General features: G+C 42.6%; 22 protein-coding genes and 1 riboswitch. Of the genes, 17 read left to right on the top strand and 5 right to left on the bottom strand.

Features of this window, described 5'->3' with window-relative positions; translation table 11 throughout:
* Positions 1–260: 260 nt before the first annotated feature.
* The 3 genes from OKX56_RS02690 (at position 261) to OKX56_RS02700 (ending at position 1526) form a co-directional block, all read left to right on the top strand.
* The gene (locus tag OKX56_RS02690) at positions 261–563 is read left to right on the top strand and encodes a zinc-ribbon domain containing protein (protein ID WP_026071844.1); all 303 of its coding nucleotides are present in this window, start codon (positions 261–263) and stop codon (positions 561–563) included.
* 278 nt (positions 564–841) lie between these two features.
* Complete coding sequence (locus tag OKX56_RS02695; protein WP_019225462.1) at positions 842–1360, top strand: CarD family transcriptional regulator; 519 nt, start codon at positions 842–844, stop codon at positions 1358–1360.
* A gap of 1 nt (position 1361) precedes the next feature.
* Positions 1362–1526: a hypothetical protein gene (locus tag OKX56_RS02700; protein ID WP_287895579.1), complete on the top strand. Its 165-nt coding sequence runs from the start codon at positions 1362–1364 to the stop codon at positions 1524–1526.
* Between the two features lie 208 nt (positions 1527–1734).
* On the opposite strand, the gene OKX56_RS02705 is transcribed toward OKX56_RS02700, so the two are convergent.
* The 5 genes from OKX56_RS02705 to OKX56_RS02725 form a co-directional block, all read right to left on the bottom strand.
* Entirely contained in the window at positions 1735–2913 is a 1179-nt protein-coding gene (locus OKX56_RS02705) for an iron-containing alcohol dehydrogenase (protein ID WP_287895580.1), read from the bottom strand.
* A 66-nt stretch (positions 2914–2979) separates the two neighbouring features.
* A complete protein-coding gene (locus tag OKX56_RS02710) occupies positions 2980–3462 on the bottom strand; it encodes a hypothetical protein (RefSeq protein ID WP_019225459.1) in 483 nt (160 codons plus the stop codon).
* A gap of 98 nt (positions 3463–3560) precedes the next feature.
* Positions 3561–4322 (bottom strand): pyruvate formate-lyase-activating protein, encoded by a 762-nt coding sequence (gene pflA / locus OKX56_RS02715; protein ID WP_287895582.1) that lies wholly within the window; start codon positions 4320–4322, stop codon positions 3561–3563.
* A 12-nt stretch (positions 4323–4334) separates the two neighbouring features.
* Entirely contained in the window at positions 4335–6569 is a 2235-nt protein-coding gene (gene pflB, locus OKX56_RS02720) for a formate C-acetyltransferase (RefSeq protein WP_287895583.1), read from the bottom strand.
* Positions 6570–6642: 73 nt separating this feature from the next.
* Positions 6643–6725, bottom strand: a riboswitch (ZMP/ZTP riboswitch).
* Positions 6726–6822: 97 nt separating this feature from the next.
* The gene (locus OKX56_RS02725) at positions 6823–7545 is read right to left on the bottom strand and encodes a DUF421 domain-containing protein (RefSeq protein WP_019225456.1); all 723 of its coding nucleotides are present in this window, start codon (positions 7543–7545) and stop codon (positions 6823–6825) included.
* A 443-nt stretch (positions 7546–7988) separates the two neighbouring features.
* On the opposite strand from OKX56_RS02725, the gene OKX56_RS02730 reads away from it, so the two are divergent.
* From OKX56_RS02730 to OKX56_RS02795, 14 genes are all read left to right on the top strand, one after another.
* Positions 7989–8282 (top strand): hypothetical protein, encoded by a 294-nt coding sequence (locus tag OKX56_RS02730; protein ID WP_348980695.1) that lies wholly within the window; start codon positions 7989–7991, stop codon positions 8280–8282.
* A gap of 103 nt (positions 8283–8385) precedes the next feature.
* Positions 8386–9207 (top strand): ParA family protein, encoded by an 822-nt coding sequence (locus OKX56_RS02735; RefSeq protein ID WP_021315108.1) that lies wholly within the window; start codon positions 8386–8388, stop codon positions 9205–9207.
* Positions 9164–10093 (top strand): ParB/RepB/Spo0J family partition protein, encoded by a 930-nt coding sequence (locus OKX56_RS02740; protein WP_021315103.1) that lies wholly within the window; start codon positions 9164–9166, stop codon positions 10091–10093. Before OKX56_RS02735 ends, OKX56_RS02740 begins: the two co-directional genes overlap by 44 nt.
* A gap of 21 nt (positions 10094–10114) precedes the next feature.
* Positions 10115–11050, top strand: coding sequence for a DUF6017 domain-containing protein (locus tag OKX56_RS02745; protein ID WP_502850657.1), 936 nt, complete (start codon positions 10115–10117; stop codon positions 11048–11050).
* A gap of 38 nt (positions 11051–11088) precedes the next feature.
* Positions 11089–11574, top strand: a complete 486-nt coding sequence (locus OKX56_RS02750) for a PcfB family protein (protein WP_021315125.1) — start codon at positions 11089–11091, stop codon at positions 11572–11574.
* On the top strand, positions 11571–13361 hold the full coding sequence (locus OKX56_RS02755; protein WP_287895589.1) for a VirD4-like conjugal transfer protein, CD1115 family: 1791 nt from the start codon (positions 11571–11573) through the stop codon (positions 13359–13361). The genes OKX56_RS02750 and OKX56_RS02755 overlap by 4 nt, the downstream gene beginning before the upstream one ends.
* Positions 13362–13413: 52 nt before the next feature.
* Positions 13414–13629, top strand: a complete 216-nt coding sequence (locus tag OKX56_RS02760) for a Maff2 family mobile element protein (RefSeq protein WP_021315107.1) — start codon at positions 13414–13416, stop codon at positions 13627–13629.
* Positions 13630–13642: 13 nt separating this feature from the next.
* Positions 13643–14512 (top strand): VirB6/TrbL-like conjugal transfer protein, CD1112 family, encoded by an 870-nt coding sequence (locus OKX56_RS02765; RefSeq protein WP_021315113.1) that lies wholly within the window; start codon positions 13643–13645, stop codon positions 14510–14512.
* An 18-nt stretch (positions 14513–14530) separates the two neighbouring features.
* Positions 14531–14944, top strand: a complete 414-nt coding sequence (locus OKX56_RS02770) for a PrgI family protein (protein WP_034377793.1) — start codon at positions 14531–14533, stop codon at positions 14942–14944.
* A gap of 13 nt (positions 14945–14957) precedes the next feature.
* Positions 14958–17282, top strand: a complete 2325-nt coding sequence (locus OKX56_RS02775; RefSeq protein WP_021315109.1) for a VirB4-like conjugal transfer ATPase, CD1110 family — start codon at positions 14958–14960, stop codon at positions 17280–17282.
* A gap of 105 nt (positions 17283–17387) precedes the next feature.
* Positions 17388–18251 (top strand): DNA damage-inducible protein D, encoded by an 864-nt coding sequence (gene dinD, locus OKX56_RS02780; RefSeq protein ID WP_427846760.1) that lies wholly within the window; start codon positions 17388–17390, stop codon positions 18249–18251.
* Positions 18252–18367: 116 nt separating this feature from the next.
* Positions 18368–20164, top strand: coding sequence for a CHAP domain-containing protein (locus OKX56_RS02785; RefSeq protein ID WP_021315099.1), 1797 nt, complete (start codon positions 18368–18370; stop codon positions 20162–20164).
* Between the two features lie 10 nt (positions 20165–20174).
* A complete protein-coding gene (locus OKX56_RS02790; protein ID WP_021315104.1) occupies positions 20175–20429 on the top strand; it encodes a DUF4315 family protein in 255 nt (84 codons plus the stop codon).
* Entirely contained in the window at positions 20416–21129 is a 714-nt protein-coding gene (locus OKX56_RS02795; protein WP_021315098.1) for a DUF4366 domain-containing protein, read from the top strand. The genes OKX56_RS02790 and OKX56_RS02795 overlap by 14 nt, the downstream gene beginning before the upstream one ends.
* Positions 21130–21202: the final 73 nt, after the last annotated feature.

The raw sequence follows: 21202 nt of genomic DNA on the forward strand, positions 1-21202 counted from the left end.
TATTTGATTAAGGATATATTAAAAATTAGTTATCGATAAAAATTCCGCTGATTCTTTCTTTAAAGATACCAAAGAACCAAAAGGATCTCCACCAGAATTTGCTATATTTGAAATATTCCTTTGACATATACTTTCATTGCAGTTATACTTAAGCAGCTCGTTCATTTTGTGGATTTACTAGTAACCTCTCCATTGCCTAAAGCTCTGGGAAGCTATGAATTCTTCCCATAAAGCGGGTAATATATTTTGGAGGTTTTTTTATGTTTGAAGACAAAGTTTTAACCTGTAAGGACTGTGGAAATGAGTTTTCCTTCTCCGTTTCCGAACAAGAATTCTACGCAGAAAAGGGATTTACCAATGAACCTGGCAGATGTCCGGAATGCCGCTCTGCGAGAAAGGCACAGGGTAGATCCAACAACCAATACGGTCGTCCACAACGAGAAATGTTCCCGGCCGTCTGTGCTACTTGCGGAAAAGAAACTCAAGTCCCTTTCCAACCCTCAGGTGACAAACCGGTTTATTGTCGTGATTGTTATCAACCACGCACACGTAATAATTGGTAAGTATTTGAAAGAAGCCTTCCTAGTACACACACTAGGGAGGCTTTTTTATTTCGGGTCTTTTATTCCATAAGCAGCCCAACCTTTTACCATTTTATAAAAAATGTTTATGGCTATTAATTATAGCTTTATTTTACAAATGAAGCTTATTAATTTATTAACCATTAATTCATTGACATTAATCATTGACATACATTTTTATAAATGATAAAATAATTGATTTGCTATATATCATTTTCTATGATATGCTTAATAAGCTACTGACTCAGGGAGGTGAATATATGTTCCAAGTTGGTGATCAGATTGTCTATCCTATGCATGGAGTCGGAACTATTGAAGCTATTGAAGAAAAAGAAATCTTGGGGAAAAAAAGAATTTACTATATTGTCAATGTCCCCCAAACCAGGATGCAGATGATGATTCCCCAGGATAAAGCTGAAAGCTTTGGCATCCGGAAGCTGGTTGAATCCTCTATCTTTGAGGAAATTCTGGAAAATTTTAATGAGGGAATTACCGATCCCCTGCTTTATAAAAACCAGAAATACTGCACTGATTTAAATACAAAAAAGATGAGAAGCGGCGATATTTTCAAAGGGACAGAAATAATCCGTGATTTAACGCGGAAAAACCTCCTTGGTAAATTGGGAAAAGAAGATTCCAAAATGTTGGAGGGTGCCCGGAATATATTTATCAGTGAACTGATGCAAGTAAGATGTATGACTAAAGAGAAAGCAACAGATTTATTAGATTCAGTGTTAGCAGCCAACGTTTTAGATGTAGAATTTCAGGAGGTAAAATAATTTGAAACCATATACTTGGTATGATTTTAGTTATTTATCGAAAAAACAGAAGCTTCAGTTTCTGATCGATATCAAACCCGCTGCTGAAAAAAATGGCAGATTTGATTTAATCTTATACAACAAATACGCAGAGCAGTTTGGTTTAGACAAGACCAAAGAAGCTTAAGAAACCTTGATTCTACTGACATATCCCTTTTGAGGTTCCTCATGTGATGGTAAGGAAAAAGCCTCCCCTTTCGAGATGACCTTCGTTATTTTTGTCGTAAACAATAAGAGGCGGATGGTATTGGGTCTGTCATACCGCCGTCGTGATATTGTACAAGAAGATTGTCAAAATCTTTAAAACTCAGCAGAGTAGAGTTCCTACTCTGCTTTTATAATGCAGCTTGGTAGATATCGATGATATCTTCAACCGATCCCTGCCTGGGGTTCGTTAACGTGCAAATGTCTTTCATCGCATTATTTGCCAGTTCTTCAATATCACCTTCCTCAAGACCCATCATAGATAGCTTTCCGGGAATACCAATTACAGAAGACAGATTCTTAATCGATTCGATAATAATATTTATCGCTTGCTCCTTATGATGTGTAACAGTCCCCATAGCTTCACATAATTTCAAAATCCGATGTTCCGGTATCGCCGTGGAATTGAATCTAAAAACATGAGGCAGCAGCGCAGCATTATTGAATCCATGAGCCCCATTATAAAAACCGCCCAGCTGATGCGCCATTGCATGCACATAGCCTAGACCTGCGCTATTAAAGGCAAGCCCTGCCATAATATTGGCATACATCATTTTTTCTCTGGCTTCCAAATCATTGCCGTTCTCATAGGCTCTCGGTAAGTACTCAAATGACAATCTCAGTGCATCCAAAGCCAAAGCATCTGTAATCGGAAACGCCTCTGTCGAAACAAACGCTTCTATCGCATGCGAGACAACATCTATTCCAGAACTGGATGTTACTTCCTTCGGCATCGTGGTCATAAAAATTGGATCGTTTACGGATATAAACGGTGTCAATAAAGCTGAGGTAATTACCATTTTTACCTTTCTTGTATTATCCGTGACGATTGCAGTATGTGTTACTTCTGCTGCAGAACCAGCCGTTGTGTTGATTGTAATAAGAGGGATCATCGGTTTGGTTATTTTGTTATATCCTTCATAGTCTATGATCGAGCCACCATTTACAGCAACTGCAGCAATTGCTTTTGCACAATCATGATTTGTACCGCCGCCGATGGATATAATTAATTTATAGTCTCGTTTAAAGACATTCCAGCCCTGCTTAAAATATCTTAATCCGTCCTCGACAAAAGATACTGTCGGATTGGGGTGTAAAATCCCGTCAAAAATATCATAGGAAATAAATAGACTCTTTAGTATCTTTTCAATATTTTCAACATACCCAAGTTTGATCATATTCTTATCCGTGACGATTAACACTTTACTTAGTTTCCAAGACAATAATTGATTAGGAAGATCCTTAATTGCCCCAACGCCGATCAGATTGGTTTTGGGAATAAAAAAATTATGGGTATTTTCCAAGGCCAATCACCCACCCTCTGCAAAATGAATTATTAATATGAAAAAGCCGCAAGCATTGCTTAATCGCAATGCTTAGTAGGGATACATTTTCTCTCTGCTTTTATCCTCGACAAAATGGCTCCATTTTAAAAATGCCCAGGTGGCAACAAAAAACCAGACCGTGAAACCGATCAGCGGCAGAATTAATCTGCTGGAAGCCTTGAAAATTCCTATATCAAGCAATAAATTATAGTATAAGATCGAAGCAAAGACTCCTGCTGCTATAGAAATATAATAAAACGGCCTTTGTCTTGGTAAATAATAAAGATAAATAATGAAAAACGCTGTCCAGGCAATATTGGCAAAAAGATGAACACCAATGAAGCCAAAAGGGCCAAAATTCGTCCAAGAAAATAGTCCGGTAAAATATCCAAAAGCGTGGACAATAGAATCCATCATCCCGCCTAAGACAACACCAAACAAGGACAATCGCTGAATATCTTTTTTTGGCACAATAACGATTAAGAGTAAAATAAAAGTCGCAGCATAGAACGGATGCAACAAAAAAATTGGCATTACTGCAATCCCCTTTATATTATATGCAAGCTTAGGATATCCATTAAGGCATTAAACTATTCGGATATTAGAAGAGCTCCGTTTAACGTTTTCATTTTTTAATAGCCCAGAGCAGTTTCCGGCAGCTCTTTGGAGCAATACTTCAGCAACTCGGCAAGTCTTCCTTCTTCGAGTTCCTGAACATCGGCAAGCCGGTATGACAGTCCCAGCAGCTTATATTTTTCAATACCCATCCTGTGATAAGGTAGCAGTTCCATTCGTTCCACAGCTACTCCGCTATCATGAATAAGGCTACACAGGCTGCTGATATCATCTTTCTTGTCGTTAATGCCCGGTATCACTACGTGCCGTATCCATATCCGACAGCCTGCCGCCGAAGCTGCCTGCAGAAAATTCATTGTCGCACTTAGACTGCCTCCGATATATTGATCATACCGCTCTTGATCCGGCATTTTGATATCCAGCAGGACCGTGTCGGTATTTGCCAGCACCTCGGCTACCTCCCCCGACGGTGTCGTACCGGCAGTATCCAGAGCCGTGTTGATACCGGCATTTTTAAGCTGTTTAAACAGTTCTGCCGCAAAAAGGGGCTGCATAAGCGGCTCTCCGCCGGAAAGCGTGACACCGCCTTCCCGGCCAAAGTAAGTGCGGTAACGCATCGCTTTTTGCACCAAAGCTCCCGCAGTGAACTCCCTCCCCCCATTCCTGTCCCAAGTATCGGGATTATGGCAATAGATACAGCGTAATGGACATCCCTGCATGAAAATAACCATTCTCAATCCAGGTCCATCCGCTCCTCCAAGGGTCTCAAAGGAGTGTATCCTTCCCGTCTTTCCTATCTCTTCCGCTTTGCCGCTCATCTGCTTACTGCCTCATAGCCTTTCATGGTAGGTCCTGCTGATGACCTCCTGCTGCTGCTGACGGCTGAGCTTGTTGAAGTTGACTGCATAGCCCGATACGCGTATCGTCAGATTGGGATAGCGTTCCGGATGCTCCATAGCGTCAATCAGTTGTTGCCGATTCAAAACGTTAACATTGATGTGATGGGCCTTCATATCAAAATAGCCGTCTAAGACCGCTACCAGGTTGCTCTTCTGCTCTTCAGGGTTCTTGCCGATGGTGGAAGGAGTTATGGAAAAAGTACAGGATATCCCGTCCCGGCAGGCTTCATACGGAAGCTTTGAAACAGAATTCAATGATGCAAGCGCCCCGTTTGCCTCTCTGTTGTGCATCGGATTAGCACCGGGAGCAAAAGCTTCGCCCTTTTTCCTTCCGTCCGGGGTTGCACCTGTCTTTTTGCCGTAGACCACATTGGAGGTAATTGTCAGCACCGAAAGGGTGTGTACGGCGTTCCTGTAAGCAGGCGTCTTTCTCAGTTCCCCGATAAAATCCTCTGTTAGCTCTGCAGCAATCGAGTCCACACGGTCGTCATCATTGCCAAACCGCGGGTATTCCCCATCTATTTCAAAGTCCTGGATCAGGCCCTTTTCGTTTCTGGCTGCCCGGACTTTGGCATACCTGATCGCACTCAAAGAATCCGCAACCACGGAAATTCCGGCTATTCCGAAAGCCATAAAGCGTTCGACATCCGTGTCATGCAATGCCATCTGCAGCTTTTCGTAGGCATACTGGTCATGCATATAATGGATGACATTCATGGTATTGACATACAGCCTGGCGAGCCATCCCTGATAAAAAGCGAACCGCTTCATGACATCCTCGTATTCCAGCAAACCGTCCTTAACCCCTTCGGATACAGGCCCAACCTGTTTGCCGGTGATTTCATCCCTTCCGCCGTTTAAAGCCATAAGCAACATCTTTGGCAGGTTGCAGCGTGCTCCGAAATACTGCATTTGCTTGCCTATCTTCATCGCCGATACGCAACAGGCGATCCCATAGTCGTCCCCATATAAAGGACGCATTACATCGTCGTTCTCATACTGAATAGAGTCGGTATCGATAGACACCTTGGCGCAATAACGTTTAAAAGCCTCCGGCAGCACCGCGGACCACAGCACAGTTAGGTTAGGCTCGGGTGCCAGTCCCAGATTATATAGCGTATGCAAGAAACGGTAGGACATTTTAGTAACCAGCGTCCTTCCGTCCTCGCCCATACCTCCGATAGCCTCTGTGATCCACATGGGATCCCCGGCAAAAAGCTCGTTGTATTCTGGTGTCCGAAGATGCCGGGCCATTCTCAGTTTAATGATGAAATCGTCTATGATCTCCTGGACCTGCTGTTCGGTCAATCTTTGCTGATCAATATCCCGCTGAGCATAGATATCCAGAAATGTGCTGACCCTTCCCAGGGACATGGCGGCGCCGTTCTGCTCCTTAATCGCGCCAAGATAGCCAAAATATAACCACTGAACCGCCTCTTTAAAATCTGCGGCTGGTTGGGATATATCGAAACCATAAAGCTCCGCCATCTTTTTCAGCTTTTCTAAAAAATCGATCTGCTTGTACAATTCCTCGCTTACTTTGATATTCTCCATGTCCATCAGTAACTGACCTTTTTTGCGCTTATCTTCTTTTTTCCCTGCAATCAGCCTGTCAACGCCATATAGTGCTACACGCCTGTAGTCCCCGATGATCCTTCCCCGTCCATAGGCATCCGGCAATCCGGTAATGACTCCGCTCCTGCGGGCTTCCTTCATTTCATCGGTGTAAACACGGAAAACGCCGTCATTGTGCGTCGTCTTGTAAAAGAACTCTCTTTCGATTTTCTCATCCATGGTATAGCCATAAGCCTTGCAGGCTTTCCTGGCCATATTGATCCCGCCAAAAGGATTGACTCCTCTTTTTAACGGCCTGTTGGTCTGAATGCCAACGATGAGTTCCTTTTCCTTGTCCAGAAAGCCCGGCGCATAGCTTAGCAATGAAGAAACCGTTGAGGTATCGATATCCAGCACGCCGCCGAATTCCTTTTCAAGCTTTTGCAGCCTTGAAAGTTTCTCTAGGATATGCTGCGTTCGATTCGTTATCTCCGTTAAAAAAGTTTCATTACCTTCATAAGGCTGGTAATTTGCTTGTATGAAGTCCCTAACATCAATTTCCTGCTGCCATCTGCCGCCTTTGAAGTTTTCCCATCCTGTATTATTCATCATTTTAACCCTCCTGATTTGCCAGGTTCTGAATTTTATGAGGGTGACTCAGAAAATAAAAAAACCTGGACAATATTTATACTGCCCAGGCGGTCGACGTTTGAACTCTTCCAATCCCTTATGGTTCAACCCATATGTCCGCCAGTCTTGGAAGCTTACCGACATTCTATTATGGATGTAATGACTTTGTCAATTACCTTGTTTATACGGAGTTTATATGGAGCTATGTTTATTCAAAGCTCGAACAGAATAACGCTTATTCGAGTACGTCAAAAGGGACTGGATCATTGTTTTTTAGGTCTATATGCAATGTGCCGTCATAATCAAGAGACCCCAGTAAAACTTCTTGCACCGAATTAATCTTTTGTTTCTTCAATTCATGAGTTAACCACTTTTCATCCCGGTTCACAAGGCTGAGATGTTTTTTTAAGACTGTTCCGTCAATAATCAGGTTGGCAGCAATACCTTTAGCGGAAGTATTTATATTCATATCTTCAGGTGTTAAAGGTTGTTTTTGTGCTTTAAGTTGAATACTGACTTGGCCGCTTGTCTCAAGGATTGCGTTTTCTACATCGCTAATACTAAATGCACCTTTGTTCCTGCATTCCTCCATTACTTCATTGATATGAAATCTGGCTTTCTTTAAGTTTTGTTCGATCAATTTGCCATTCTGTATTAAAATCGTCGGCACTCCACATAAAAATTTTCTGGCCCGGATACTTCTCCGGGATACATAAGAAGACAGTAATACAAAGCTGCCATAAATAAGAATTCCGAGTATTCCGTGTAAATAAGGAATTTCATTATCTATTGCTAAAGATGCAGCAATAGAACCAATAGAAATGCCTATTGTGTAATCAAAAAAGCTTAATTGAGAGAGTTGTTTTTTTCCCAGTAAGTGAGTTAACAAAAATAAGATAATAACTGAAAGTATGCTTCTGAGCACAATATCTAAAATACTGATGATATTATCGTTCATGGTAATCACCCCTGTAAACTCGACCCAATTATTATGCGTATTATACATTCAAAGACAGAGAATTATACACCAAATGCCCTATCAATCCACCTTTTATTTTTTTCACCTGTTGCTTCAATGTCCAAACGGAGTAAGATAGTACGCTTACAATGCTTCCAAACTTCTTAAACGGCAAACCAGGAAAAAGGTAGTTTTACATATTCGTGACGATATCCCGACCCAAAAGCTCCGCTTATGTCTGTCTAAAAGTCTTTTTTGCTCATTTTTCGCTTCAAAATCGGTCTCTAACCACTACATCTTGTGATAGAACCTACCTTTCTGCCTTAGAACCACTATTCGTCATCAGAATTATACACTCAACGTGCATTCCAAAGTCCCACAAAGCTCCAGATAGCTACATTAATATAAATGTAGAGTTTGGTAACGGGGAGGGAATGATACCTTTGGGTAAAATTGATACTATCCGTAATGGGCTAACACTTAATAATATAGCCTCAAAAGCAGAAGCATACAAGCCAAAACCAAGAACAACTTACAAAATGATAAAAGAATATATCTGTGAGAAGCACAGCTTTAATGTTCACACTGCCTACATTGCTGAAGTCAAACGTAGTTTAGGGCTTACTATGTTCGATGCGCCTAACACAGTCGAGACTCTGAAAAATCCCAGAAAGCACCCCACTCCGATTCAAGTAACAGCAATTAAAGAAGCTCTCATTTATTTTGAAGTCATTTAGATAACAGAAATTGCCTTTTGCATTTTGCAAAGGGCTATTTCTGTTTGTACAAGCCGGTACATTATCAATCTTTTTATCGCGAAACTCGAAAGGAGGAACAAAATTGAACGCAAAAGTAATCGCCATCACCAACCAAAAAGGCGGCGTAGGCAAAACAACCACCTGTGTCAACTTAGGCATAGGCTTGGCCCTTGAGGGCAAAAAGGTTCTGCTGATAGACGCCGATCCACAAGGCAGTTTATCTATTAGCTTAGGGCATCCGCAACCTGACAAACTCCCCATCACCCTCTCTACAATTATGAGCAAGGTGATGACGGATGAGCCTATAGAAAATAAAGAAGGCATCTTAACTCATGCAGAGGGAGTGGACTTGCTCCCTGCCAACATTGAACTATCCGGCATGGAGGTATCTCTCGTCAATGCCATGAGCCGAGAAAGCATCTTGAAGCAATATATTGAAACAGTAAGAAAGCAATATGACTATGTCCTTTTGGACTGTATGCCTTCACTTGGTATGCTGACCGTCAATGCACTTGCAGCGGCAGACAGTGTAATTATCCCTGTACAAGCTCAATATTTGCCTGTAAAAGGATTGGAGCAGCTGTTGCAGACTATTCATAAGGTAAACAAACAGATTAATCCCAAATTAAAGATAGACGGTGTTCTGCTGACAATGGTAGACAACCGTACCAATTTTGCAAAGGACATCGGTTCCTTGCTCCGAGAAACATACGGAGGCAGCATGAAGATTTTTACAGCTGAAATCCCCCATTCTGTTCGAGCTGCTGAAACAAGTGCCGAAGGTAAGAGTATTTTTGCCCATGACCCAAAAGGCAAAGTTGCTGAAGGTTATAAAGAGTTGACGAAGGAGGTGTTGAAAATTGAAAAGCTCCGCCAAAAAAATAAGTCTGACATCAGTAGATGATTTGTTTTCTACTGAAGAAAGCCGTGCCGATGAACAGCGAGAAAAAATTGTAGAAATACCCTTATCAGAACTATATGCTTTCAAAGACCACCCTTTTAAGGTGATTGACAACGAGGCGATGCTTGATACTGCTGAAAGTGTCAAACAGTATGGTGTACTTGTGCCTGCAATTGTAAGACCCCGTGAAGATGGAGGCTATGAGCTTGTATCAGGACACCGCCGCAAAAGAGCCTGTGAGCTGGCAGAGCTTGAAACAATGCCTGTAATAATTCGTAAACTTGACGATGATGCTGCCACAATTATTATGGTTGACAGCAATCTTCAAAGAGAAAATATACTGCCGAGTGAACGAGCTTTTGCATTCAAATTGAAATTGGAGGCTATTAAGCGACAAGGTTCAAGAACAGACTTAACTTCGTCCCAACTTGGGACGAAGTTAAGTCGTGCTGATGAGATAGTAGCAGAACAGGCTGGTTCAAGCCGCAATCAAGTTCAACGCTACATTCGCCTGACCTCACTAACCCCCGAATTGCTTTCAATGGTCGATGAAAAGAAAATAGCCTTTAATCCTGCCGTGGAGCTATCCTATCTAAAATCAGAGGAACAGCTCATCTTGATTGAAGCAATGGATACAGAACAGGCTACCCCTTCTCTTTCACAGGCACAACGGCTTAAAAAATTCAGTGCTGAAGGCAAATGCAACTTAGAAGCAATGTGTGCCATTATGAGCGAGGAAAAGAAAGGCGAGCCAGACAGGGTCACATTGACAGGCGATAAAATCAAGAAGTATTTCCCTAAAAACTATACCCCTCAGCAAATGGAGGCTACTATTATCAAGCTCCTTGAAGGGTGGCACAAAAAGCGAACGCAACAGCAGGAACGATAAAATAGCCATTTCACAAAGGAGGTGATACGATTGGCAGTTTTCAGAGTAGAAAAGACAAAAGATTACACCGTTATGGCTAATCATCATTTGCGAAATACCGAGCTTTCACTAAAGGCAAAAGGCCTACTCTCCCTCATGCTCTCTCTACCGGAAAATTGGGATTACACAACAAAAGGGCTTTCATGTATCTGTAAAGACGGTATTGATAGCATCAACGCCACTGTTAAAGAGCTTGAGGAACAAGGCTATGTCGTCCGCAAACGGATACGCAATGAAAAAGGACAACTTACCAGCATAGAGTACACCATCTTGGAAAGGCCACAACTCATTGATACAAGCGAGTTTCAACCTAAACCGGAAAATCCAATACTGGATAAACCAACTTTGGTTAAGCCAATATTGGAATATCCTATCTTGGAAAAACCTGAACAGGCTGAACCTATCTTGGTAAAACCCCACCAATTAAGTACTAATTTATCAAGAACTAATTTATTAACTCCTGATTTATTAAATATAGATCAATCAAATCCTAATCAATCAAATCCGTATCCATTAAACTACGAACCGCAAAAGCAGAATGGATGCGATGAGATAGGATGCGATAATGCTACAGAAGTAAAAGAATTGGTTTTAGAAAATCTTGAATACGAGTGTATCCGGGAACGCTACAGGGACGATCGCCTCGATGAAATTATTGATCTCATGGTGGAAACACTCTGTTCAACCAAACCCACAATCAACATTGCAGGCGATGAATATCCTGCACAGCTTGTAAAAGAAAAGCTTCTACGAATCAACAGTATGCATGTCGAGTATGTGTTTCACTGCCTTGATAAGAACACCACCTATATCCGCAATATTAGGCGATATTTGCTGGCTACTCTTTTTAATGCCCCCTCGACCATTGACCATTATTATTCGGCACTGGTGAATCACGATTTCGGTGGCAGACCATAACCATCAATCTCACAAAACCATGAAAGGAGGCCTAATCCATGCAGGAAGAAGTAGAAAATAAAACGGTGGCACTTGCTATCAACACCACCAAGCTGACCGCCAGGGAGCTAAGAGCTGCTATTCTCAAGTTCTTAGCAGCACAAAAAAATAAAAACAAAAGCCGTGACAGCCCTGAAATCCCCCACGGCAAGCAGAGCGTCAAATCCCTTGCCGCTCAAAATCAAGGCATGACCAGTATTGAAATAACTGATAAGAACATCAAGAGCTTTGAACGTGTGGCTAGAAAATACGGTGTGGATTTTGCAGTGCAAAAAGACAAGAGTATGATTCCCCCCAAATACATTGTGTTTTTCAAGGGGCGAGATGCCGATGCCATAACTGCTGCATTTACCGAGTTTACTGCCACAGCTGTGAAAAAAGCGACACGTCCTTCAGTGCTTGCACAACTCAAAAAATTTACCGAGCTTGTGAAAAACACTATTTCAGACAAAGTAAAGAACAAAGATAAGGAGCATTTAAGATGAACACAAAGACAAAAAAGCTCCTTATTCTGAACATTCCATACCTCATCTTAGCTCTGCTTTTTACCAAAGTATCGCAGGCATGGCGGCTTGCGGCGGGCTATGAGTTTGCCAGCAAGGTGCTAACCCTGCCTGACGGCTTTGTAAGTGCTTTTGAAAATCCCTTACCGAGCTTGCACTCTCAAGACCTTGTGATAGGCATTTTATTTGGAGCATCTCTTCGCCTTGTGGTTTATCTCAAAGGCAAAGACGCTAAAAAGTACCGAAAAGGAATCGAGTACGGCTCTGCCCGTTGGGGAAAATCTGAGGACATTCGCCCTTTTGTAGACCCCCTTTTCAACAATAACGTAATACTGACACAAACAGAGAGCCTTACCATGTCAAGCCGCCCCAAAAATCCAAAGCACGCAAGAAATAAGAACGTGTTAATTGTTGGAGGTTCAGGCTCCGGCAAAACAAGATTTTGGCTAAAACCTAATCTGATGCAGTGCCAGTCCAGGGAATATCCAGTGAGCTTTGTGGTCACAGATCCAAAAGGTAGCATCGTTGTAGAGTGTGGTAAAATGCTTCTTCGTAATGGATATAAGTTGAAAATACTAAATACCATCAATTTCAAAAAATCCATGCACTACAACCCTTTCGCCTATCTGAGAAGTGAAAAGGACATTTTGAAACTTGTCACTACCTTGATTGCTAACACCAAAGGCGAAGGCAAGACAGGCGATGATTTTTGGGTGAAGGCAGAAAACCTGCTCTATACGGCACTCATTGGCTACATCTATTTTGAGGCTCCCGAAAATGAACAAAACTTTTCCACCCTCATTGAATTTATCAACGCCTCAGAGGTGCGTGAAGATGATGAGGATTATAAAAATCCAGTTGACCTCATGTTTGAAACTTTAGAGAAAAAAGACCCTCAACATTTTGCTCTAAGACAATACAAGAAGTACAAATTAGCCGCAGGAAAAACAGCAAAGAGCATACTAATCAGCTGCGGTGCAAGGCTTGCTCCCTTTGACATTAAAGAGCTGCGTGAGCTGACTGCTTACGATGAAATGGAGCTTGATTCCTTGGGAGACATGAAAACAGCCTTGTTTATCATCATCAGTGATACTGACGATACCTTTAACTTCTTGGTATCAATGGCATACACACAGCTTTTTAATCTGTTGTGCGATAAAGCTGACGATGTGTACGGTGGCAGGCTTCCTGTTCATGTGCGGTGCCTGATCGACGAGGCGGCAAATATCGGACAAATACCGAAACTGGAAAAACTCATGGCAACCATCCGTAGCCGTGAAATTTCTGCCTGCCTCGTGTTGCAGGCACAAAGTCAGTTAAAGGCTCTCTACAAGGACAATGCTGATACGATTATCGGCAACTGTGACAGTATGATTTTCCTTGGAGGCAAGGAGAAAACCACCCTCAAGGATTTATCAGAAACCCTTGGCAAGGAAACCATCGATATGTTCAACACTTCCGACACCAGAGGTACACAAAGGAGCTATGGGCTTAATTATCAAAAGCTGGGAAAGGAGCTTATGAGTATGGATGAGCTTGCCGTAATGGATGGCGGCAAGTGCATTTTACAGCTTAGAGGTGTTCGACCGTTTCTCTCGGAAAAGTACGATATCACAAAGCACCCACAGTACAAATACTTATCCGATTTTGACAAAAGGAACACCTTTGATATTGAAAAATATCTATCTACAAAACTGAAACCAAAGCCTGATGAGGTCTATGATGTTTATGAAATCAACCTCACAGGCGAAACTGAAGGCGCTGAATAAGCGGTTATTTTTTATCCACAAACAATAAGAAAAATTTAGGAGGATATGAATTATGGAATTTTTTAATGAAGCAGTGAACGTATTGCAGACATTGGTTATTGCCCTTGGTGCAGGCCTTGGAATTTGGGGAGTTATCAATTTGCTCGAAGGTTACGGTAACGATAATCCCGGTGCAAAATCTCAGGGTATGAAACAGCTCATGGCAGGTGGTGGCGTAGCACTCATCGGCATGACGCTTGTACCCCTACTCTCTGGCTTGTTCGGTTAATTGGTAACGCCTTATGCAAAGCATCATCGACAGTATAACTGAATGGCTCAAGGAACTGCTTATTAGTGGAATTACAGCGAATTTGTCGGGGATGTTCGATACCGTCAACAGCAAAGTTGGCGAGATCGCAGGCGAAGTGGGTAAGACACCATCGGCGTGGAACGGTGGTGTCTTTTCTATGATACAAAGCCTCTCCGATAATGTGATTATTCCTATTGCCGGCATTATCCTGACCTTTGTCATGTGCTACGAGCTGATACAAATGGTCATCGAAAAAAATAACCTCCACGATATAGAAACCTTTATGTTTTTCAAATGGATTTTCAAGACCTTTGTGGCTGTGTTGATTCTCACAAATACTTTTAACATCATCATGGGGATTTTTGATATGTCACAGCATGTTGTATCGAATGCCGCAGGTGTAATCATCACAGATACCAATATTGATATAACCACAGTAATCGCCAACATGGAGGAAAGTCTTAAAGAAATGGAACTCGGCCCTCTTTTAGGTTTGTGGTTGCAAAGCACTCTAATAGGTTTCACCATGACCGCCCTATCTATTTGCATTTTTGTCATCATCTACGGAAGAATGATAGAGATCTATTTAATGACCTCAATGGCTGCAATTCCCCTTGCAACAATGGTAAATCGTGAATGGGGCAGTATGGGACAGAACTATTTAAGAGCCATGCTCGCCCTCGGCTTTCAGGCTTTTTTAATCATGGTGTGTGTGGGCATTTATGCCGTTCTTGTGCAGTCCATTTCCACCGATGGTGACATTATCAAGGCAGTGTGGACTTGTGTAGGCTACACGGTACTGCTCTGCTTTACCCTCTTTAAGACAAGTTCAATGGCAAAAAGCCTGTTTAATGCCCACTAAGGGCAGAAAGGAGATTTCATGGCTTATGTATCCGTACCCAAAGATTTAAGCACCGTTAAAACGAAGGTGGTATTAAATCTAACCAAACGACAGCTGATCTGCTTCTCTGCTGCCCTTGCAGTTGGCTTACCTTTGTTTTTCCTCACAAAGGACAGTGTTGGCACAAGTGCATCGTCTCTATTGATGATTTTTTCCATGCTCCCACTATTCATGTTTGCCCTTTACGAAAAACATGGGCAGCCATTGGAGATTATCCTAAAACACTATATTGAGGTGCGTTTCTTAAACCCCAAGCAGCGCCCCTATAAAACTGAAAATTTCTATGCCGTTCTCATACGGCAGGACAAATTGGACAAGGAGGTAAAGCACATTGTCGAACGTAGAAAAACAATCTCGCCCAAAGCTAACAAAGGCAGAAAGGCAGAAAATTAACGCCGCCATTTTGATGGCAAGAAGAAAAAACAAAAAAGAGAAAACAGCACAAGACACCATTCATTTTCAAAAAATGTATCCCGATGGCATCTGCCGTGTGACGGATACGCTCTACACCAAGACTATTCGCTTTCAAGACATCAACTATCAGCTTGCCCAAAACGATGACAAGACCGCAATCTTTGAGAGCTGGTGCGATTTTCTCAATTACTTTGATAGTTCCATTCACTTTCAGCTTTCTTTCCTTAACATGACTGCCAATGCCAATGACTATGAAAGCAGCGTTTCCATTAATCCACAACAAGACGATTTTGACAGTATCCGTAGTGAATACACGGAGATGCTTCATAGTCAGCTTTCCAAGGGAAATAACGGCTTGATGAAAACCAAGTATCTAACCTTTGGCATAGAGGCTGACAGCGTGAAGATTGCAAAGCCAAGGCTCGAACGTATTGAAAATGACCTGTGGAACGGCTTTAAGCGGATCGGTGCAGCAGTAGACTCCCTTGATGGAAAAGAAAGACTTAGGCTCTGCCACAATATCCTGAGAATGGACGGCAATGAGCCATTTCATTTTGACTGGAAATGGCTTGTGCCTTCAGGACTATCGGTAAAGGACTTTATCGCACCGTCCTCTTTCGAGTTTCGTGAGGGCAGAATATTTAAAACAGGTGCTAAGTTTGGGGCGGTATCCTTTTTACAGGTACTTGCCCCTGAACTGAATGACCGCATTTTAGCAGACTTTCTCGACATGGAAAGCAATCTCCTTGTAACCATGCATATTCAATCAGTAGACCAAACCAAAGCAATCAAAACCATTAAACGCAAGATTACTGATTTGGATAAGATGAAAATTGAGGAACAGAAAAAAGCTGTCCGAAGCGGCTATGATATGGATATTATCCCCTCCGACCTCGCCACTTATGGAGGTGAGGCAAAAAAACTCCTTGCGGATTTGCAGAGCCGAAATGAAAGAATGTTCCTTATGACCTTTCTAATCCTGAACACGGCTGATACCAAACAGCAGCTTGAAAACATAGTGTTTCAAGCATCAGGCATCGCCCAAAAGCATAATTGCACGTTGGTAAGGCTTGATTATCAGCAAGAGCAAGGCTTTATGTCCTCTCTCCCGCTTGGCTTCAATCAGACTGTTATTCAGCGGAGCTTAACCACATCTTCAACAGCAATTTTCGTTCCCTTTACTACGCAGGAGCTATTCCAGTCAGGTGGCGAGGCTCTTTACTATGGACTGAACTCTCTATCCAATAATCTCATTATGGTAGACCGCAAAAAGCTCAAAAATCCCAACGGATTAATTTTAGGAACACCGGGTAGCGGAAAGAGTTTTTCTGCCAAACGTGAGATTACCAACATCTTTCTCATTACTACAGATGACATCATTATATGTGATCCGGAGGCTGAGTACTTTCCCCTCGTTAATCGCCTCAATGGCCAGGTGGTGAAAATTTCTCCTACAAGTACCGACTTTGTCAACCCGATGGACATAAACTTAAATTACAGTGAGGATGAAAACCCGCTATCCTTGAAATCCGACTTTATCCTCTCTCTTTGCGAGTTGATTGTCGGAGGAAAAGAAGGTCTTATGCCAGTGGAAAAAAGTATCATCGACCGCTGTGTCCGTCTTATCTACGCTGATTACCTATCTGACCCTATGCCTGAAAAAATGCCGATTCTAGAGGATTTGTATAATGCTCTTAAGGAACAGGATGAAAAAGAGGCGCAGCATATCAGGTCAGCTCTTGAAATCTATGTTACAGGCTCGCTTAATGTATTCAACCACCGCACCAATGTGGATATCACAAACCGGCTTGTCTGCTTTGATATAAAAGAGCTTGGCAAGCAGCTTAAAAAGCTGGGTATGCTCGTGGTACAGGATCAAGTTTGGAACAGGGTAACGGTCAATCGTGCAGAAAAGCGCTCTACTCGCTATTATATGGATGAGTTTCACTTGCTCCTGAAGGAGGAACAGACTGCCGCCTATTCGGTGGAGATTTGGAAACGATTTCGTAAATGGGGCGGCATCCCCACAGGGATTACCCAGAATGTCAAAGACCTTCTTTCCTCCCGTGAGGTAGAAAACATCTTTGAAAACTCTGACTTTGTGTATATGCTCAACCAAGCCTCAGGTGATAGACAAATCCTTGCTAAGCAGCTCAATATTTCGCCACATCAGCTTTCCTATGTGACCCATTCCGGCGAGGGCGAAGGTCTGCTTTTTTATGGCAACGTGATTTTACCTTTTGCAGATAAATTTCCAAAGGATACTGAACTGTACCGTATTATGACCACTAAACCAACTGAAACGGAAAAAGCATAGGTAAAAGGCAACAAGGGGACAATCTATCCCCCTGTTGTTTTTCAAAGCCAAAGCTTTCTTTCCATTTCACAATATGGGAAAAAATGATATAATGAGCGGAAGGCGGTGAAAAAATTGGCAACACTAATTGCAGCAGAATATAAACAATTTGAAGATATAAAGCACACCGATGAAAACGGCATTGAGTTTTGGTATGCCCGTGAGCTTGCCAGTGTCCTTGATTACACCCAATGGCGTAATTTCACAAAGGTAATTGATAAGGCGATGTTGTCCTGCCAGAACAGTGGTTTTGAATGTGCAGACCATTTTCTTGAAGCCAGGAAAATCGTTGAGGCAGGTGCGACCTCCAAGCCGATAAGTGATTTTGAGCTTTCACGCTATGCCTGCTATCTGATCGTGCAAAACGGCGATCCACGCAAAGAGCCTATCGCTCTCGGTCAAACCTATTTTGCTATACAGACCCGAAGACAGGAAATAGCGGATCGTTTTAATGAGCTTGACGAGGACAATAAACGCCTTGTTATCCGTGGTGAGGTCACAAGTTGGAACGCTATGCTAGTGGATGCGGCACATAAAGCGGGCATCACAGATCAATTGGAATATGCTCAGTTTCAAAATGCAGGCTACATGGGATTGTATGGCGGCTTGACCGCCGCAGATATTCACAGACGGAAAAAACTCAAAACAAGTGAGAAAATCCTCGACCATATGGGCAGTGAAGAACTCGGTGCAAACCTGTTCCGCATTACGCAGACCGAAGCAAAACTCCGCCGTGAACAACCGAAAGGACTAGAAACGGCAAGTGGCATCCATTACCAAGTTGGGCAGACTGTCCGTGAAGCTATCGCAAAAAACGAGGGTACAATGCCGGAGGATTTACCGACTCCCGAAAAGAGCATTGCCGAAATTGGCAAGGAACAGCTTAAAAAGCTGAAAGAGAAAAAAGAGCCACCTATGCTTGATGAATAGCACATTTTCACGATTTTGCTGACCTCAGCAAAATCGCAATACTGAAAGGAAAATAATTGTGTTTAAGCCGCTTGTAGCGATACAGGCGGCTTTTTGCGTGGAAGGAGGATAACTATTTGAGTAAAAAGAGACAAAAACCTTTCCGACCTGCTGGGAAGGTATCTCGCCTTGCCTTTACGGAAGAGGAACGTGCCGACCCCACCCTTGAAAAGCCTCTTAAAAAAGCAGAAAAAGCGGCTGACAAACTGGAAAAGTCATATGAGAAAATCCCTAAAAAGAAAACTCTTATCACAGAACGCACCCTAAATGCCAGCACAGGCAAAAATGAGGTGCGTTTATATTTTGAAGAAATCGACAAACCAAAGCCTCCATCCAAGCTTGCATATGGCATCAACTCCATTCCCCAAAAGCAGCTTCTCTCTGAAGTTCATAAAGAAATCCGTAAATGCGAACAGGACAATGTAGGCTTAGAGGCAGCACACAAAACCGAAGAAGGTGCCGAATTTGTGACAAGACGTGTGCAAAGTGCCTATCGCAGTCATAAGCTCAGGCCATACCTTCAGCTTTCAAAAGCAGAAAAAAGCACGGCAAAGGCAGAGATCAACTACCTCTATCAAAAGAGTATGAAAAATAGCCCACAGCTCTCCTCTAACCCTCTTTCAAGGTGGCAACAAAAGCGAATGATTAAAAAGGAGTACCTCGCCGCAAGGTATGGTAAAGGAGCAAAGACCGCACATCAGACTGCTGCCAATACCAAAAAGGCGGCTACTACTGTGGCGGAGGCGTCGGATAAACTCATGCAATTTATTATCAGTCACCGAAAAGGTTTTTTTATGCTCCTTGCTATTGCCGCTGTTATCATCGTTCTCATGAGTACGATTTCTTCTTGCTCTCTCATGCTTGAAGGTGGGTTAAATAGCATTATTGGTACTTCCTACACCTCAGAGGATGCGGATATTATCGCCACCGATAACAACTACACTGCCTTAGAAAATACCTTGCAACAACGAATTGACAAGATTGAAAGTGAGTATCCCGATTATGATGAGTACCGCTATGACCTTGATACCATCGGGCATAATCCTCATGAGCTTGCAGCTTACTTAACCTCACTGCTCCAGACCTACAAACCAAACGAGGTGCAGGGCGAGTTGCAGCGTGTCTTTGATTTACAGTACAAACTGACTCTGACCCCTGTGGTGGAGGTACGCTACCGTACTGAAACAAGGACGGATACATGGACTGATTCAGATGGAAAAACCCACAGGGATACCTATACCGTGCAAGTCCCTTACAATTACTACATTTTAAATGTAAAACTTGATAACTTCTCAGTCACGGCCATCGCAAATAGGCTCTTGAACAACGACCAACTTGAAATGTACAGTATCTATCTCGAAACAAGGGGCAACAAGCCATTTATCTTTGGCGGTGGTACAAACAACTCTGCTCCTTCTACTGATTTAAGCGGTGTAAAATTTGAAAACGGCACACGAGAAGGCAACCAAAACATTGTGAACATTGCAAAAGATCAAGTCGGAAATGTAGGTGGGCAGCCTTACTGGTCTTGGTATGGCTTTAACAGCCGTGTAGAATGGTGTGCCTGCTTTGTATCATGGTGCTTAAATCAAGCTGGATACAGCGAACCTAAGTTTGCCGCCTGCCACTCGCAGGGTATTCCTTGGTTTCGTAATTACGGACAGTGGGCAAACGGTAATTACAAGGATTTGGCTCCCGGTGATGTGATTTTCTTTGATTGGGAGGGTGACGGCAACTCAGATCATGTAGGTATTGTCATCGGCACAGATGGTAAGCGGGTGTATACCATAGAGGGCAACAGCGGCGATTCCTGCCGTATCAGAGATTATGATCTAAACAGCAATGTCATCATGGGATATGGATTAATGAATTAAAGGAGGCTCTATGAATAATAAGCTGAACAAACTCCAAATGGAGATTGACAAGATTAAGCAAAAAATCACAGAACAACAGGCTAAACTGCGTGAATTGGAACAACAAAAAACCGAGATTGAGAATACGGAAATTGTAGAGCTTGTCCGTAGCATGAAGATGAATACCGGCGAGCTTTCCATCTTCCTAAAGGCGTATCGTGAAAAAAACGATGCGCCTATTTTAATGCCAACAACACAGGAGGATAATCACCATGAAGAAAATTAAAACAAGGCTTTTTACCATGCTGCTTGCAGTAATGATGTGTCTTTGCGTATTCCCCACCACCGCTTTTGCCAACGGCGGCGAGAATAACGTTGCTCCATCTCCCAAAGCGACTGAAAATCCTGTCACTGTTCCTTTAACTCCTGACGGAAACCTGACCCTTGTGGATGATATTAAGGGTGAAGAGTCCAAGGATAAACAGTTTGTAACGCTGCAATCCAAAAATGGCAACTACTTTTACTTAGTCATTGACCGTTCAGGCGATAAGGAAAATGTATATTTCCTAAACCTAGTAGACGAAGCCGACTTAATGGCGCTCATTGAGGACAAAGACAAAAAGTCAGAAACGCCCAAAATATGCAGTTGTAGCGAGAAATGCGAGGCAGGCCATGTTAAAAGCGATTGCACGGTCTGCATGAGTGACCTAAACCAATGTACCGGCAAGGTAACAGCGCCTATTGAGACAACACCTGAGAAAAAGAGTAACACAGGCAGTATTCTCCTTATGTTTCTCCTTGCTGGTGGTTTAGGAGGTGGTGCATTTTACTATTTCAAAGTACAAAAGAACAAGTCAAAAACCAAGGGAAATACTGACCCGCTTGATTATGATTATGACTATGACGAGGATGAGGACGAGAACAATGCTGGCGAGGAAGAATACGAAACTGAAAACGATTCAGAAAGCGAGGCTGATGCAAAGTGAGCCTATTTACTAACAACGACAATAAGAAAATTGCGAACCAAAATCCACGTTATGGGCAGGGGCAAAAATCACC

The organism is Dehalobacter sp. (genome assembly GCF_030063005.1).
In the GTDB taxonomy this organism is placed as follows: Bacteria; Bacillota; Desulfitobacteriia; order Desulfitobacteriales; family Syntrophobotulaceae; genus Dehalobacter; species Dehalobacter restrictus.